This is a genomic window from Micromonospora fulviviridis (assembly GCF_014648395.1).
GTDB classification, from domain to species: domain Bacteria; phylum Actinomycetota; class Actinomycetes; order Mycobacteriales; family Micromonosporaceae; genus Micromonospora; species Micromonospora fulviviridis.
The window spans coordinates 563,508-580,160 of record NZ_BMRA01000002.1; the positions used below are offsets into that span (position 1 = coordinate 563,508).

General features: G+C 73.3%; 13 protein-coding genes. 7 read left to right on the plus strand and 6 right to left on the minus strand.

Annotated features, from left to right (window positions below; genetic code table 11):
• Positions 1 to 148 precede the first annotated feature (148 nt).
• The 3 genes from IEY96_RS07610 to IEY96_RS07620 form a co-directional block, all read right to left on the minus strand.
• Entirely contained in the window at positions 149 to 640 is a 492-nt protein-coding gene (locus tag IEY96_RS07610) for a hypothetical protein (protein WP_189194066.1), read from the minus strand.
• Between the two features lie 79 nt (positions 641 to 719).
• Positions 720 to 1,178, minus strand: coding sequence for a hypothetical protein (locus IEY96_RS07615; protein WP_189194067.1), 459 nt, complete (start codon positions 1,176 to 1,178; stop codon positions 720 to 722).
• Between the two features lie 7 nt (positions 1,179 to 1,185).
• Positions 1,186 to 5,241 (minus strand): polymorphic toxin-type HINT domain-containing protein, encoded by a 4,056-nt coding sequence (locus IEY96_RS07620; protein ID WP_229791465.1) that lies wholly within the window; start codon positions 5,239 to 5,241, stop codon positions 1,186 to 1,188.
• A gap of 276 nt (positions 5,242 to 5,517) precedes the next feature.
• On the opposite strand from IEY96_RS07620, the gene IEY96_RS07625 reads away from it, so the two are divergent.
• Genes IEY96_RS07625 through hutH form a run of 6 tightly spaced genes read left to right on the plus strand, consistent with a single transcriptional unit; the run spans position 5,518 to position 13,388 of the window.
• A complete protein-coding gene (locus IEY96_RS07625; RefSeq protein ID WP_189194069.1) occupies positions 5,518 to 6,366 on the plus strand; it encodes a MurR/RpiR family transcriptional regulator in 849 nt (282 codons plus the stop codon).
• Positions 6,367 to 6,378: 12 nt separating this feature from the next.
• Positions 6,379 to 8,043 carry a urocanate hydratase gene (hutU, locus tag IEY96_RS07630; RefSeq protein WP_189194070.1) on the plus strand — a complete coding sequence of 555 codons (1,665 nt, stop codon included), beginning with the start codon at positions 6,379 to 6,381 and terminating at the stop codon, positions 8,041 to 8,043.
• On the plus strand, positions 8,040 to 9,239 hold the full coding sequence (locus tag IEY96_RS07635; RefSeq protein WP_189194071.1) for an allantoate amidohydrolase: 1,200 nt from the start codon (positions 8,040 to 8,042) through the stop codon (positions 9,237 to 9,239). Before hutU ends, IEY96_RS07635 begins: the two co-directional genes overlap by 4 nt.
• Complete coding sequence (locus IEY96_RS07640) at positions 9,236 to 10,588, plus strand: formimidoylglutamate deiminase (protein WP_189194272.1); 1,353 nt, start codon at positions 9,236 to 9,238, stop codon at positions 10,586 to 10,588. Before IEY96_RS07635 ends, IEY96_RS07640 begins: the two co-directional genes overlap by 4 nt.
• Entirely contained in the window at positions 10,585 to 11,862 is a 1,278-nt protein-coding gene (gene hutI / locus IEY96_RS07645; protein ID WP_229791431.1) for an imidazolonepropionase, read from the plus strand. The genes IEY96_RS07640 and hutI overlap by 4 nt, the downstream gene beginning before the upstream one ends.
• Positions 11,850 to 13,388 (plus strand): histidine ammonia-lyase, encoded by a 1,539-nt coding sequence (gene hutH, locus IEY96_RS07650; RefSeq protein ID WP_189194072.1) that lies wholly within the window; start codon positions 11,850 to 11,852, stop codon positions 13,386 to 13,388. The genes hutI and hutH overlap by 13 nt, the downstream gene beginning before the upstream one ends.
• 39 nt (positions 13,389 to 13,427) lie before the next feature.
• On the opposite strand, the gene IEY96_RS07655 is transcribed toward hutH, so the two are convergent.
• Entirely contained in the window at positions 13,428 to 14,264 is an 837-nt protein-coding gene (locus tag IEY96_RS07655; RefSeq protein ID WP_229791432.1) for a helix-turn-helix domain-containing protein, read from the minus strand.
• A gap of 102 nt (positions 14,265 to 14,366) precedes the next feature.
• Here IEY96_RS07655 and IEY96_RS07660 point away from each other — a divergent pair, with 102 nt between their 5' ends.
• On the plus strand, positions 14,367 to 15,083 hold the full coding sequence (locus IEY96_RS07660; RefSeq protein WP_189194073.1) for an SDR family oxidoreductase: 717 nt from the start codon (positions 14,367 to 14,369) through the stop codon (positions 15,081 to 15,083).
• A 26-nt stretch (positions 15,084 to 15,109) separates the two neighbouring features.
• On the opposite strand, the gene rdgB is transcribed toward IEY96_RS07660, so the two are convergent.
• Complete coding sequence (gene rdgB / locus IEY96_RS07665; protein WP_189194074.1) at positions 15,110 to 15,727, minus strand: RdgB/HAM1 family non-canonical purine NTP pyrophosphatase; 618 nt, start codon at positions 15,725 to 15,727, stop codon at positions 15,110 to 15,112.
• Entirely contained in the window at positions 15,727 to 16,452 is a 726-nt protein-coding gene (rph, locus tag IEY96_RS07670; RefSeq protein WP_189194075.1) for a ribonuclease PH, read from the minus strand. Before rph ends, rdgB begins: the two co-directional genes overlap by 1 nt.
• Positions 16,453 to 16,653 lie beyond the last annotated feature (201 nt).

The following is a 16,653-nucleotide window of genomic DNA, read 5'->3' on the forward strand; positions in this document are numbered from 1 at the left end:
CCCACCCGTTCGCCCGCCAGTGGGTGGGCCCCACATGGGACTTCCGGCCCGATCGGCAGGTGACGTGACGACGGTGTTGTCTTTGGACAGCCGACGGGCCGCCACCTCGTCGGTGGCGGCCCGTGAGGTATGCGCTCAGCTACGTACGTCAGTCCACCCGGATTTCGACGAGGACCGCCTGCGGCGGCTCGCTACCGGTACCCGGCCGGATCGGCACCGACTGGTTCGGCGGAATGGTGAACTTCTCCTGACCCTCGGGCAGGTTGGCGGTCGCTTCCACCGTCTCGGTCCCACCGCGGATACCGAACGTCCCCGGAATCTCCAGCGTCAGGTAACCGCTCCCGCCGAGGATCTTGAAGCAGTGGAAGGTGCCGGCGAAATCGACGATCTGCTCGACCTGGATCTCGCCCGCCGCGCACTGGACGTCGTCGTCCATCGAGCGGCTGGCGGTCCACATGATGTGGCCGTCGCCCTTGTAGAGCTTGAGCCCGTGCTCCGCCAGGATCTGGGCGGCTCCCGGGTGGTTGAAATCCTCCTCCAGGGAGGGCTGGGTGTCAGCCGCCGTCGACATCGTCGCGGGGATGACCACCGCACCGCCGGCAATCAGAGCAGCTGCCCCGACCCATGGCAATACCTTCATCGCTTGCTTCCTATCCGAGAGTTGGTCCGGCCATAGGCCTGGGCCGAATGCCGACCTTCACTAACATCAAATGAACGGATCAAGATCCTCGCACCAGGTCCACGACAAGCTCGTCGGCGACGACCTCCGCCCGGATCACCGCCGCCGATATCACAATGTCGACGCCGACCGTCTTTCCTGCTCGTGTCACGAATTTGACTTGTTCGATGCTTCGACCAATCATCGATCGGTACTCATTGTCTCCCGAGACGTCGAACGCTGTCCATTTACCGGCCGTCTTGAGAAAAGCAATGTTCTCAGGACTCAGGCTACCCCTGAACGGGTCCTCCCACTGCCCCTGCTCGACGTGGAGAGATTCTCCGTCGGAACTCGAGTCGAGGCGCACCGTCAGTTCAGAGCGGACAGTGAGCTCGAGCGGCCCTTCTCGCCGGTCGCATGAACCGTCAGGAAGGACATAGTTGATCCGCCGGACTGCGCTCAACTCCTGACCCACCAGCGAGCGCAGTAGTTCAGCCTCGTTCAATCTCTGATCCTCCACCGTCTGCTCACCCTGAACAGGAACAGGGGACGGGCTTCCCTCCTGCGAACCACGTGCTCGTGTTCGCTCCCGGATACAAGCTGACAAACGTTCCATCCGTCTTCGTGATCAACAGGTCTTCGCCCTGAACGTACATGAGGTGATCCGGCCCATCCTGTTGGATCGGGCCGATCCTCACCTCGTGGGGCCCGTCGTGAATCTCCTGGATCCGCTTCATGAACTGCGCGCGGTGGGCAGGATTCGCCGCGTCCAGCCCATAATCCTCCGCATGTTTGCCCCACTTCTTGCCAAACTGCTTCGGGTCGACGAACAACGCTGGGCCGCATCCGGCGTTGTGCACCAGCACCGAGGCGACGCCCGCCCCGACGTAGTAGGTGTGGAACTCCTCCACCGTGAGGTTGTAGACCCTCGCTTCCTCGAAGCGCCTGGTCGTACCCTCGATCTTGACAAGCGTGCCGTCCGCGGCAGCAAGGCGCTGACCCGGCACGAGGTCCTCGGCGTTCACCCAGGAACTGAGTTCAGGCAGCCAGAACGGGTGGTTGTCTGTGGCAACGACCGTGGACGCGGGCGTGCTGCCGTCCGAATCGTCATCAATCATGACGTCGACGAGCGTCTTGGAGCCAACGCCGACGATCGTCGCTGTCACCGCCTGGGCGGCGGTGGTACGGGCACGCGGGTCGGTGGACAGCACTGTGTCGCCGACGCGGACATTCTCAATGGGCTTCCGGCTTCCATCCGCCATCAACACCGAGGACCCCGGCGCGAAGCTGTTCTTGCACGCCTTGGAGAGGGTCTCGATGATGTTCGTGATGTTGCGAAGTTTGTCGGCGTTCTTGAGGCCCTTGGCACCACTCGCCAGGTATCCCACCACCGGAACAGCAGCACCGATGGAAAGCAGGCCGCCGATTATGTCGCCGCGTTTGAACGATATTGCGGCGTCCGCCGCGTCGCAGACCTCGCCCACGCCGGGGATCAAGCCGCACATGCCGAGGACGAACTGCAACATGTCCAGCAGCAGGTCCGGGTTCTGATCGACGAAGCCCTTCAGATCGGAGAGCATCTGGCAGCCGGCCCTACCGCTGTTGGCCGGTGAGGCACACTTCGCCGGGTCGATCATCGCGCCGGCGAAGTCCTTGTATACCGTGACGCAACGCTCCGAGAGGGCCGAATCAGGAGCGAGGCAGCCCCAGGTCTTGTGCTCGTCCGCGGCGGTGCCGGTGCCGTCACTGCCGCTGCCCGGGGCCGTGCTCCGCTGCTGTGCCTCGAATTCCTTGAGCCGGTTGGTGTAGGTCGCCGACGCCTCCTTGGCGGCCAGGTCCGCGGCGATGGCGTCCGCTCCAGCAGCCTTGGCATCAGCCCTGGCCTTCAAAGCAGCTCCGTACGCAGCCTGGGCGTCTGCCTGCGCCCGCTTCGAGGCGGCCGTGGCCGTCGTGGCCGACTTTGCGGCCTGGTTGGCGCTGGCCTGAGCCGAGTTGGCGGCGTTCCGGGCAGTCGCCGCGGACTGCGCCGCCTGGTCGGCAGACTGCTTGGCCGCTGCCGCAGACTGCTGCGCCTGGGTGGCGTACTGAGCCGCCTGGCTTGCGGAGGCAGCAGCTTGCTGGGCATAGGTGTTCGCCTCTGCCGCCTTACCCGCGGCGACGGCGGCCACCCGGTTTGCCTCGGCCGCGTCCGACTGGGCCGATGCGGCGTACTGCTGGGCCTGAACGATCAGCGCGCGGACAGCTGAGACGTGCGTGCTCTGTTCGTAATCTCGCTGTTCCGCCTTGTAGCGACCGGCCGTCAGGAAGTAGGAGATGTAGGAGGGCGGACCTGCCAGGGCGACCTGGCCCGCCGCCTTCACCTCAGGTCCCCCGGTCTCCACGATCCGGTAGATCTCGAGCCGCTCGTCCGCGGTCCTGGGCGGGTACTGGCCGCTACGCAGGAACTGGTGCCGGTCGGCGTTCGTCCCCGCCAGAGCCTTCTCCGCCGCCGCCTTCAGTGTCGGACCAGCGGTTTCGAGGATTTTGTAGATCGCCTGCCGGTCCACCGAGGACTTCCCCAGGTAGCTCCGGGTCCGCAGGAACTGCTGCACCGCCGCGTCGTCACCGGTGAGAGCGGTCTGCGCGGCAGTCTTCTCGTTGCCGTCCGGCAGCGTGTCGATCAGATGCCACACGCGCGCCCGGTCGTCCTGGCCAACCGCGAACTTGCGACCTTCGGTCAGCCACGAGCGCAGTTCCGTCTCGCCACCGGTCAGCGTCTCCTCGGCGGCGGCGCGCGTCCATTCCCCGCCGGTCTGCATCAACATCGCCGCGGCCCGGCGACCACGATCCAGGACCACATCGGTGGGCGCACCACCGGCGATGGCCTCGTCCAGCAGCTTCCGGGTCGCCGGGTCGACCCGGTCCTCCTCCGCGGTGTCCCACAACAGCTTGCGGTTCCATGCGGCGGCCGCACCGGCGTCGAGCTTGGCGGCCTCCTCCTGGGCCAAGGCGTCCTGTGCCGCCTGGACCCCCTGCTCGGTGGCCTCGGCGAGCCGGGCGGCGTCCTCGTCCCGGGCGAGCTGTTCGAGCTGCACCGCCTGGTTGGCCGCGGCAACGGCGATATTCGCCGCTTCCACCGCCGCCGCCGCGTGCTTCGCCGACTCCGCGGCGGCGGTGGCCGCCTCACCGGCCTTGTCCGCGGCGAGGTCCGCCGCGGCCGCGGCAGCCTCGGCGTGGGCCACCGCCTGCTCGGCGTACCGGAAGGCGTCGTCGGAGGCCTTGGCGGCCTGCTGCGCCAGGGCGTACGCCCGGTCGGCCGCACGCGCGGCGGCAGCCGCGGCGCGCCGCGCCCGAGCCGCCGCGTCCCGCGCCCGCTGCGCCTCGGCCGCCGACACGCCGGCCTGGTTGCCGGCCTGATCCGCGGCAGCGGCAGCCGCGTCGGCGTTGCCGCTGGCGTTCTTGGCGGCGGTCGCGGCCTCCTTGGCCTGTGCCAGCGCCCGGTCCCGCTGGGCCTTGACCGCGTTGAGCTCCTTCGCCTTCGCCGCCGCGTCGCGCGCCGCCTGGGCGGCCTGCCGCGCTGCCGCGGCCTTGCCCGCATCGGTGCGTGCGGCGGCTGCGGCCTGCTGCGCCCGCGACGCCGCCTGGGCGGTCAACGAGGCTGCCGTCGTCGCCTTGCGCGCGGCGTCCGACGCCACCTGAGCGGCCCGCATGGCCGCGTTCGAGGCGCCGATGGCGTCCCGGGCCGCGTCGGCGGCGCCGGCAGCGGCATCCGCGGCGCGGGCCGCGGCCGCCGAGGCCTTCTTCGCCGAGTTGCCGGCGGCCGCGGTCTCCGCCGCCGCCGTCTCCGCGGCCTTCTTGGCCTCCGCGGCGGCGTTCGCGGCGCGGGTCGACGCCTCGGACGCCGCGAGAGACTCGCGGGCGGTCACCTCGGACGCCTGCTTGGCCTGCTCGGTCAGGCTCCGGATGGAGGCCAGTTCCTGGTCCCGCGCCCGCGCCACGAACTGCCCGGACTCCAGGAACTCCCGCAGCTCCTCCGGGGTGCCCGCCAGCGCCTGCTGCGCCGCTGCATTGAGCACGGGGCCGGAGTTGTTGGCGGCTCCGGTCAACATCCGGGTGGCCGCCAGCCGGTCGTCGGCGCGTTCCGCCGAGTCCCGCCCGCTGGACAGGAAGGCGTTCAGCTCCTCCTGCGTCCCGTTAAGCGCGTTCTGAGCGGCCGCCTGCATGGTCGGGCCGCCGGACTCGAGGAGCCGGTACGCCCGGGTCCGCTCGTCCGTCGCCCACGAGGTCTTCCAGCCGCCGTTGACGAACGCCCGGACGTCCTCGGCCGAGCCGGCCAGCGCCTGGAGCGCCGCCGCCCGCATGGCGGGGCCGTCCATGCCGGCCAGCACCTGCGCCGCGGCTCGCTCGTCGGCCTCCTGCGCCTCGACGTGCCCGGTGTCGAGGAAGGCACGAAGGTCGTCCTCGGTCCCGAGCAGGGCGGCCTCGGCGGCGCGCCGGAGCGAGGGGCCGCCGGACAGCACGTACGAGACGGCGATCGCGCGGTCCTGGGCCGGCTCGGACGCCGAGGCGGCGGAGGTCGGCTGAAGGAACGAGCTGACCAGCACCAAAGCCAGGAGTGCAGCGGTTCGCCGCATCCAGCGTGGACTTCGGTGTTTGGCCCGGAAAAGGGCAGCATGCATCGACCGTGAAGTCACGGCAACCCCCGTGGAAGCGAGACAAGACTGGCTGCACGCTATCGATCCCGATCACCGTGCACAAGGGGTCAGAGATCGCTTACCGGCCGTCGCCTGACCGCCTTCGGTGCACAACGCCCCCGCCAGCTCGAACGCAACCACCCACCGGCCTTGCCATCTGAAAGTTTTCATGCATAGAGTCAGGCCGTGAATGAAAGCGGTGCGGCACCCACCGACCGCCTGCTCGACCTCTTCCACGGCGTCCGGCTCACCCCGACCCAGCGCCGGATCGCGCACTGCCTCGTGCAGCAGGCGGGCGCGGCGGCGTACCTGTCCGCGGCGGAGGTGGCGGAGCTGGCCGGGGTCAGCCAGCCGTCGGTGACCCGGTTCGCCATGGCGCTCGGGCACGACGGCTACCCCGCGCTGCGCCGCCGGCTCCGCGAGCTGACCGCCGGCGGCGCCACCGACCCGGCCGACGCCGGCAACGCCCTCCAGCGGGCGGTGCACGCCGAGATGGGCAACCTCGACCGGCTCGCCGGACAGCTCGCCGACGCGGAGCGGATCGTCGAGGTGGGCAAGCTGCTCGCCGCCAGCCGGCCGCTGCCGGTGCTCGGGCTGCGCGCCGCCGCGCCCCTCGCGGCGTACTTCGCGTACTTCGCCGCGAAGGTGCACCCGGACGTGCGGGTCCTCGACGACGGCGGCAGCCTCCTCGCCGACCGGCTCGAACAGGCCGTCGCGGCCGGAGCGGGCGCGCTGCTCGCCTTCGTGCTGCCCCGCTACCCCCGCGAGACCATGGACGCGCTGCGCGAGGCGCGGGAGGTCGGCCTGACCGTCGTGGCGATCACCGACTCCCCGGTCAGTCCGGCCACCGACCACGCCGACGTGGTGCTCCCCGCCGCCGTCGGCACCGATCTGGTCTTCGACCTGCACACCGCACCGATGACCCTGGCCATGGTGGTGCTCCAGGCGATCTGCGACGCCACCCCCGCCGAGACCCAGGCCCGGCTCGAGGCGTTCGAGTCGTCCGCCACCCGTCGTCAGTTGTTCCTCGGCTGAGAGGAGTACGAGATGTACCAGCCCGTCCGCGCCGCCCGCGGCACCGCACGCACCGCGAAGGGGTGGCCGCAGGAGGCCGCGCTGCGGATGCTGATGAACAACCTCGACCCGGAGGTGGCCGAGCGCCCCGAGGACCTGGTGGTCTACGGCGGCACCGGCAAGGCGGCCCGGGACTGGCCGTCGTACCACGCGCTGGTCCGGACCCTGACGGACCTGCGCGAGGACGAGACCATGCTGGTGCAGTCCGGCCGCCCGGTCGGCGTGATGCGCACCCACGAGTGGGCGCCCCGGGTGCTGCTGGCCAACTCGAACCTGGTCGGCGACTGGGCCACCTGGCCGGAGTTCCGCCGCCTGGAGGCGCTCGGCCTGACCATGTACGGGCAGATGACCGCCGGCTCCTGGATCTACATCGGCACGCAGGGCATCCTCCAGGGCACCTACGAGACGTTCGCGGCGGTGGCCGAGAAGCGGTTCAACGGCACGCTGGCCGGGACGCTGACGCTGACCGCCGGCTGCGGCGGGATGGGCGGGGCGCAGCCCTTGGCGGTCACCATGAACGGCGGCGCCTGCCTGATCGTCGACGTGGACCGCAGCCGGCTGGAGCGCCGGGCGCACGACCGCTACCTGGACGAGATCGCCGACAACCTGGACGACGCCGTCGAGCGGGTGCTCGCCGCGAAGCGTGAGCGCCGGGCGCTGAGTGTCGGCGTGGTCGGCAACGCCGCGGTCGTCTTCCCCGAGCTGCTGGTCCGGGGCGTCGAGATCGACGTGGTGACCGATCAGACCAGCGCGCACGACCCGCTGTCGTACCTGCCCGTGGGGGTGGAGCTGGCCGACGCCCGGGACTACGCGGCGAAGAAGCCGGCGGAGTTCACCGACCGGGCCCGGGCGTCGATGGCCCGGCACGTGGCGGCGATGGTCGGCTTCCTGGACGCCGGCGCCGAGGTCTTCGACTACGGCAACTCGATCCGCGGCGAGGCGAAGCTCGCCGGCTACGAGCGGGCCTTCGACTTCCCCGGCTTCGTGCCGGCGTACATCCGGCCGCTGTTCTGCGAGGGCAAGGGCCCGTTCCGCTGGGCGGCGCTCTCCGGCGACCCGAAGGACATCGCGGCCACCGACCGGGCCATCCTCGACCTGTTCCCCGAGAACGAGTCCCTCGCCCGGTGGATCCGGATGGCCGGCGAGCGGGTCGCCTTCCAGGGCCTGCCGGCCCGGATCTGCTGGCTCGGCTACGGCGAGCGGGACAAGGCCGGGGTGCGGTTCAACGAGATGGTCGCCTCCGGCGAGCTGAGCGCGCCCGTGGTAATCGGCCGCGACCACCTGGACTGCGGCAGCGTGGCCAGCCCCTACCGGGAGACCGAGGCGATGGCCGACGGCTCCGACGCGATCGCCGACTGGCCGCTGCTCAACGCGCTGGTCAACACCGCGAGCGGGGCCTCCTGGGTGTCGATCCACCACGGCGGCGGGGTCGGCATCGGCCGGTCCATCCACGCCGGGCAGGTCTGCGTGGCCGACGGCACCGCCCTCGCCGGGCAGAAGATCGAGCGGGTGCTCACCAACGACCCGGCCATGGGCGTCATCCGGCACGTCGACGCCGGCTACGACGACGCCCGCGAGGTCGCGGCGCGCACCGGCGTCCGCGTCCCCATGGCGGAGGGCACGGAGGGTACGGCGTGAGCGATCTCGCCGTTCGGTTCCGCAAGCTCTGGGACGAGATCGCTCCCGTGGGGCGGGACGCGGGCAGCGGCGGCTACCTGCGCTACGCGCTCACCGAGCCGGAACTCACGCTGCGAACCTGGTTCCGGGAGCAGGCCGGGCAGCGCGGCATGCCGGTCACCGAGGACGGCAACGGCAACCTGTTCGCCTGGTGGGGCGACCCGGTGGCCGGGGACGCCGTGCTCACCGGCAGCCACTTCGACTCGGTGCCGCACGGCGGGGCGTACGACGGGCCGCTCGGGATCGTCAGCGCGTTCCTGGCCGTGGACGAGCTGCGGGCCGCCGGGGCCGCCCCGGTCCGGCCGGTGGCGGTGGCCGCGTTCGTCGAGGAGGAGGGCGGCCGGTTCGGCGTACCCTGCCTGGGGTCGCGGCTGCTCACCGGGGAGATCGCGGTGGAGCGCGCGGCCGGGCTGCGCGACGCGGCGGGGGTGAGCTTCGCCGAGGCGCTGGGCGACCGGCCGGCGGGCGGCGACCCCGGCCTGCTCGGCCGCTTCGCGGCCTTCGTGGAGCTGCACGTCGAGCAGGGCCGGGCGCTGGTCGACCTCGGCGCGCCGGTCGCGGTGGCCAGCGCCATCTGGCCGCACGGCCGCTGGCGCTTCGACTTCGCCGGCGAGGGCAACCACGCGGGTACGACCCGGATGGCCGACCGCCGCGACCCGATGCTCACCTACGCGTTCACCGTGCTCGCGGCCAACAAGGAGGCCCGGCTACGCGACGCGCACGCCACCGTGGGCCGGGTGGCCGTCGAGCCGAACGCCACCAACGCCATCCCGTCGAAGGTGACCGGCTGGCTGGACGCCCGGGCGGCCGAGCCGGAGACGCTGGACGGCCTGGTCGAGGCGGTCCGGGCCAAGGCCGCCGAGCGGGCGCGGCGGGACGGCACCGAGCTGACCTGCACCCAGGAGTCGGCCACCCCGCTGGTGTCCTTCGACGGCGGGCTGGCCGGCCGGCTGGCCGCGCTGCTCGACGCGCCGGTGCTGCCCACCGGGGCCGGGCACGACGCCGGGGTGCTGGCCGCGCACCTGCCGACCGCAATGCTCTTCGTGCGGAACCCGACCGGGGTGTCGCACTCCCCCGCGGAGTCGGCCACCGACGCCGACTGCGCCGCCGGGGTGGTCGCCCTGGCCCGGGTGCTGGAGGAGCTGGCATGCCGTTGACCCGCTGGCTGGCCGAGTACGCCTGGCTGCCCGACCACGCCGAGCCCACCCCGGACGTGCTGATCGAGGCGGAGGGCGGCCGGATCACCGCGGTCGCCCCGCTGGTCGGCGGGGGCGCGCCCGCCGCCGGGGTCGAGGTGCTGGGCGACGCGGTACGCCTGCCCGGGCTCACCCTGCCCGGCCTGGCCAACGCCCACTCGCACGCCTTCCACCGGGCGCTGCGCGGGCGCACCCACGGCGGGCGGGGCGACTTCTGGAGCTGGCGGGACGTCATGTACGACGTGGCCGCCCGGCTCGACCCCGACTCCTACCTGGCCCTGGCCCGGGCCGCGTACGCCGAGATGGCCCTCGCGGGGATCACCTGCGTCGGCGAGTTCCACTACCTGCACCACGGCCCGGCGGGCAGGCCGTACGCCGACCCGAACGCCATGTCGGCCGCGCTGGTCGAGGCCGCCGCGCACGCCGGGATCCGGCTCACCCTGCTGGACACCGCGTACCTGACCGCCAGCGTGGACGGCGCGGAACTCGTCGGGACGCAGCGCCGGTTCGGCGACGGCGACGCGCTGCGCTGGGCGGAGCGCGTCGACGCCTTCCGGCCCGAGAACGACCATGCCCGGCTGGGCGCGGCGATCCACTCGGTCCGCGCGGTGCCCGCCGAGCAGCTCGCCACCGTGGCCGGCTGGGCCGACCGCAACGGCGTGCCGCTGCACGTGCACCTCTCCGAGCAGCCGGCCGAGAACGACGCCTGCCGGGCCGTGCATGGTTGCAGCCCGACCCGGCTGCTGGCCGACCACGGGGTGCTGGGCCCGCACACCACGGCGGTGCACGCCACCCACCCGACCAGCGCCGACGTCGCCCTGCTCGGCGAGAGCCGGACCGGGGTGTGCCTCTGCCCGACCACCGAGCGGGACCTGGCCGACGGGATCGGGCCGGCCCGGCGGATGGCCGAGGCGGGCAGCCCGCTCAGCCTGGGCAGCGACAGCCACGCCGTGGTCGACCTCTTCGAGGAGGCCCGCGCCGTGGAGCTGGACGAGCGGCTGCGCACGCGGAAGCGGGGGCACTTCGCCGCCGCCGAGCTGGTCGGCGCGGCCACCGTCGCCGGGCACGCCGCGCTCGGCTGGGGCGACGCCGGCCGGCTGTCGGTCGGGGACCGGGCCGACCTGGTGACGGTACGCCTGGACAGCGTCCGGACCGCCGGGGTGCCGCCGGTCGGCGCGTTCTTCGCGGCCACCGCCGCCGACGTGACGCACGTGGTGGTCGACGGGCGGACGGTGGTGGCCGACGGCCGGCACCTGACCGTGGACGTGCCGGCCGAACTCCACTCGGCCATCGCGGAGGTGACGTCATGAGCCGGGACGGCTTCCCGGAGCGGCCGGTGCGGCCCGGCGACCGGCTCCGGCCGGCGGTGCGGAACTCCGGCAGCCTGCTCGTCGACAACATCGGCGAGCTGGTCACCAACGACGGCCGGGCGGGCGACCCGTTGGGGATCCGACGCGGCGCCGCCCTGCTGGTCGAGGACGGGGAGGTCGCCTGGGTCGGGCCGGCCCGGGACGCACCGGCCGCCGACCGGCGGATCGACGCCGAGGGCGCGGCCGTGCTGCCCGGCTTCGTGGACAGCCACGCCCACCTGGTCTTCGCCGGCGACCGGGCCGCCGAGTTCGCCGCCCGGATGGCCGGCGAGCCCTACACCGGGGGCGGCATCCGGACCACCGTGGGCGCCACCCGGGCCGCCTCCGACGACGAGCTGCGGGACACCGTACGGCGGCTGCGCGCGGAGGCGATGCGGCAGGGCACCACCACCATCGAAATCAAGAGCGGGTACGGGCTGACCGTCGCCGACGAGGCCCGCTCGCTGCGGATCGCCACCGAGTTCAGCGAGGACACCACCTTCCTGGGCGCGCACGTGGTCCCCGCCGAGTACGCCGACCGCCCCGACGACTACGTGGGCATGGTGTGCGGGCCGATGCTCGCCGCCGCCGCGCCGTACGCCCGCTGGATCGACGTGTTCTGCGAGCGGGGCGCCTTCGACGTGGACCACGCCCGGGCGATCCTCGCCTGCGGGCAGGCCGTCGGCCTGGGCGTGCGGGTGCACGCCAACCAGCTCGGCCCCGGGCCGGGCGTCCAGCTCGGGGTGGAGCTGGGCGCGGCCAGCGTGGACCACTGCACGCACCTGACCGACGCCGACGTCGACGCGCTCGCGTCGCGCCGGGTCGACTGCATGTGCCCGGACGGCCTGCACACCACCACCGTCGCCACCCTGCTGCCCGGGGCGGAGTTCTCCACCCGGTCGCCGTACCCGGACGCGCGCCGGCTGCTCGACGCCGGCGTGACCGTGGCCCTGGCCACCGACTGCAACCCCGGGTCGTCGTACACCTCGTCGATGCCGTTCTGCATCGCCCTCGCCGTACGCGAGATGCGGATGACCCCGGCGGAGGCGGTCTGGGCCGCGACCGCCGGCGGGGCGGCGGCGCTGCGGCGCACCGACGTGGGCCGGCTCGCGCGGGGCGCGCGGGCCGACCTCATGATCCTCGACGCCCCGTCCCACCTGCACCTGGCCTACCGGCCGGGGGTTCCCTTGATCCGCCAGGTTCTGCACAACGGAGTGCCGCAATGTCGACCGTAGTCATCCAGCCCACCGGGATCTCCCCCGCCGACGTGCTCGCCGTGGCGCGCGGCACCGCCAAGGTCGTCCTCGACCCCGCCACGGTGGAGGCGATGGCCACCAGCCGGTCCATCGTGGACGGTATCGAGGCCGCCGGCCGGCCCGTGTACGGCGTCTCCACCGGATTCGGGGCGCTCGCCAACACCTTCGTCGCGCCCGAGCGGCGGGCCGAACTCCAGCACGCGCTGATCCGCTCGCACGCCGCCGGTGTGGGCGCGCCCATGCCCCGCGAGGTGGTGCGGGCCATGATGCTGCTGCGGGTGCGCTCGCTCGCCCTGGGCCGCTCCGGGGTCCGGCCGCTGGTCGCCGAGGCCCTGGTGGACCTGCTCAACCACGAGGTGACCCCGTGGGTGCCCGAGCACGGCTCGCTCGGCGCCTCCGGCGACCTGGCGCCCCTCGCCCACTGCGCGCTGGTGCTGATCGGCGAGGGCTGGGTGCTCGGCCCGGCCGGCGACCGGCTGCCGGCCGGCGACGCGCTGCGCCGGGTCGGGCTGGAGCCGGTGGAGCTGGCCGCCAAGGAGGGGCTGGCGCTCATCAACGGCACCGACGGCATGCTCGGCATGCTGCTGCTGGCCGTGCACGACGCCCGGCACCTGTTCGCCATGGCGGACGTGACCGCCGCGCTGGCCATCGAGGCGATGCTCGGCTCGGAGCGGCCGTTCATGCCGGAGCTGCACGCCATCCGGCCGCACCCCGGCCAGGCCGCCTCGGCCGCGAACATCCACAAGCTGCTGCAGGACTCGGCGGTGATGGACTCGCACCGCGACGACCTGGCGCACGCCGTGCAGGACGCCTACTCGATGCGCTGCGCGCCGCAGGTGGCCGGGGCGGCCCGGGACACCCTCGACTTCGTCGAGGTGGTGGCCGGGCGGGAGCTGCTGTCGGTGGTGGACAACCCGGTGGTGCTGCCGGACGGGCGGGTCGAGTCGACCGGCAACTTCCACGGCGCGCCGCTCGGCTTCGCCGCCGACTACCTGGCCATCGCCGCGTCCGAGGTGGGCGCGATCGCCGAGCGCCGCGTGGACCGGCTGCTCGACGTCACCCGCTCCCGGGAGCTGCCGGCGTTCCTCTCCCCCGACGCCGGGGTCAACTCCGGCCTGATGATCGCCCAGTACACGGCGGCCGGGATCGTCGCGGAGAACCGCCGGCTGGCCGCACCCGCCTCGGTCGACTCGCTGCCCACCAGCGGCATGCAGGAGGACCACGTCTCGATGGGCTGGGCGGCGACCAAGAAGCTGCGCACCGTGCTGGACAACCTGACCAGCCTGCTCGCCGTGGAACTGCTGGCCGGCGTACGCGGGCTCCAGCTCCGCGCCCCGCTGGCCCCGTCGCCGGCCGGCCGGGCCGCGCTGGCCGCGCTCGGCGAGGCGATCGGCGAGCCGGGGCCGGACGTGTTCCTCGCCCCGCTCATGGAGGCGGCGCGGGAGGTCGTCCGCGGCCCCGAGCTGCGGGCCGCGATCGAGCGCGAGGTCGGCCCGCTGAGCTGAACCCCGGGCGCGGTCGAGCCGTCCACGCCCCGGAGCCGGTCAACGGTACGCCGGGGCGTGGGCGAGCAGGGCGACCGCGTCGCGGTCCGGGGTCCCCGGGTCGGCCTGGAAGGCGACGAACCGCTGCCCGTCCGGGGCGGTCAGGATCTCGGACGTCAGCTCCAGCCGGCCCACCCCGGGGTGCTGGAAGCTGCGTCGCGCGCCGCTCTTGACCCGTACGTCGTAGTGGCGCCAGAGCGCCGCGAACTCCTCGGCGACCCCGGACAGCTCGGCCACCAGCCGGGCCAGCTCCCGCGACTCCGGGTCGGCGGCGGCGACCGTCCGCAGGTGCGCCACGCAGTCCTCGGCCATCCGCCGCCACGGCACGAAGAGCGTGCGGGCGGCCGGGTGCACGAAGACGTACCGGATCAGGTTCCGTCGTTCCCCGGGCCACTGCTCGATCCCGGCCAGCAGCCGGAGCCCCTCCGGGTTGGCGGCGAGGACGTCGCTGGTCTGGCTCAGCACGTACGCCGGGGTGGGCCGGACGCTCTCCAGCAGCAGCCGCAGCCCGGGCCGTACCCTCGTGGCGGGGCGCGGGCGGCGGGCCGGGCGGCCGGACGCGTGGTGGGCCAACGCGTGCAGGTGGGCCCGCTCGTCGTCGTCGAGACGCAGCGCCGTGGCCAGCGCGTCGAGGACCGCCGGACCGGGGTTGGTGTCCCGGCCGCGCTCCAGCCGGATGTAGTAGTCGACGCTCACGCCGGCCAGTGCGGCCAGCTCCTCGCGGCGCAGCCCCGGGGTCTGCCGGCGGCCGGCGCCGGGCGGCAGGCCCACCTCGGCCGGCCCGATCCGGCCCCGTCGGTTGCGCAGGAACTCGCCCAGTGCGCCGTGCTCCGCCACCCGCAGAGTCTGACATCCCCGACCGGCACGCGGGGTGGCCCTGTCAGGGCCGGTCCCGCCACGGTCTTCCGGGCCCACGGACGGACCGGAAACCTGGGCGGCATGGAACCATCTCGAATCCTGATCGTCGGCGGCAGCTCCGGCATGGGGCTGGCGCTGGCGGAACTGTTGCTGCACGGCGGTGCGGAGGTCACCATCGCCGGCCGTTCCGTCGGCCGCCTGGCCGAGGCGGCCCGCCGGCTGGGCGCACCCGAGCGGCTGCGCACCCACCCGGTCGACGTCGCCGACGAAGAGCAGGTACGCCGGCTCGCCGACGAGTGTGGACAGCTGGACCACGTGGTGGTCACCGCCGCCGACATGGCCGGGGCGTACGGGCCGCTGGCCGGGTTCGACCTCGACGCGGCGCGGGCGGTCCTCGGCACCAAGGTGCTCGGGCCGTGGCTGGTCGCCAAGCACGTCATGGTGGCCCCGGCCGGTTCGCTCACCGTCACCTCGGGCATCGCCGCCTACCGGCCCGCGCCGGGCGGCTCGATGGTCGCGACCGCGAACGGGGCGCTGGAGTCGCTCGTGCGGGCGTTGGCGCTGGAACTCGCCCCGGTCCGGGTCAACGCCGTCTCGCCGGGCTGGGTGGACACCCCGATCTGGGACACCTTCGCCGGCGACGCGAAGCACGACAGGCTGGCGGCCATGGCCGAGCGGCTACCCGGCGGTCGGGTGGGCGACCCGGCCGACATCGCCCGGGCCTTCGTGGCGGTCATGGAGAACCGGTTCATCACCGGGACGGTGCTGCACGTCGACGGCGGACATCGACTGGTCTGAGCGGTGGGTCCGCCCGGGACGCGCGGTCAGGCCGCCGGCGGAAGCACCTTGGCGACCAGCTTGGCCAGTTCGCGCAGCGCCTTGCCGCGGTGGCTGACCGCGTCCTTCTCCTCCGGGGTCAGCTCCGCGTTGGTCCGCTCCTGCCCGTCGCCCAGGAAGATCGGGTCGTAGCCGAAGCCACCGTCGCCGCGCGGGGCGCGCAGCAGCCGACCCGACTGCCGGCCGTCGACCAGGTGCTCCTTGCCGCTGGGCAGGACCAGCGCCACCGTGCAGACGAAGGCGGCGCCCCGGTGCTCGTCCGGCAGGTCGGCGATCTGGTCCAGCACGAGCTGGAGGTTGGCCTGGTCGTCGCCGTGTGAACCGGCCCAGCGGGCGCTGAACACGCCCGGCATGCCGTTGAGCGCGTCCACCGCCAGCCCGGAGTCGTCGGCGATGGTCGGCAGGCCGGTGCGCCGGCAGCCCTCCCGGGCCTTGATCAGCGCGTTCTCGCCGAAGGTCAGGCCGGACTCGGGCAGCTCCGGGTACTCCTCGACGTCGTCGAGCCCGAGCAGGGCGATCCGGTGGGCGCCGAGCGCGCCGTCGAGGATCCGCTGGAGCTCGACGAGCTTCTTCCGGTTGCGGGTGGCCAGGAGGACCTTGTTCATCAGTTCAGCGCCTTCCGCTGCGCGTCGGCCAGTTCCAGGCAGCCCGCCACGCCCAGGTCGAGCAGGGCGTCCAGCTGATCCCGGGCGAAGACGCCGGCCTCGCCCGTCCCCTGCACCTCGACGAAGTCACCCGTCCCGGTGCAGACCACGTTCATGTCCACCTCTGCCGCCACGTCCTCGTCGTAGCAGAGGTCGAGCCGCGGCTCGCCGGCGATGATGCCGACGCTGACCGCCGCCACCGACCGGTGCATCACCTTCTCCACCTTGCCGGCCAGGGCCTTGCGCTCGGCGAGCCAGGTCACCGCGTCGTGCAGCGCCACGTACGCCCCCGTGATGGCGGCCGTCCGGGTGCCGCCGTCGGCCTGGAGCACGTCGCAGTCGAGCACCACCGAGTTCTCGCCCAGCGCCTTAAGGTCGACGCAGGCCCGCAGGCTGCGGCCGATCAGCCGGGAGATCTCGTGGGTCCGGCCGCCGACCCGGCCCTTGACGCTCTCCCGGTCGGAGCGGGTGTTGGTGGCCCGGGGCAGCATCGCGTACTCGGCGGTCACCCAACCGAGCCCGGAGCCCTTGCGCCAGCGGGGCACGCCCTCGGTCACGCTGGCCGTGCAGAGCACCCGGGTCGCCCCGAACTCGACGAGCACGGAGCCTTCCGGGTGGGTGCTCCAGCCCCGGGTCAGGGTCACCGGTCGGAGTTGGTCGGGCCGCCGCCCGTCAGGTCGCGCCATGCCTGCACCTTATGCGGTGCCGTGATCGAACCGGCCCGCGGTCTCCCAACGGCCGCCCGCGACGGTCACGGTCGGCGGGTCTGACAGCCCGCGGACCAGGTCACGCTCCGCAACGACCGTGCCGCCCGGGCGGGTGCCCCCGGCCGCCTTTGCTCTGCAGCCATGGACGCATCAGCTACCGAACGTCATCACCTCCGCCAG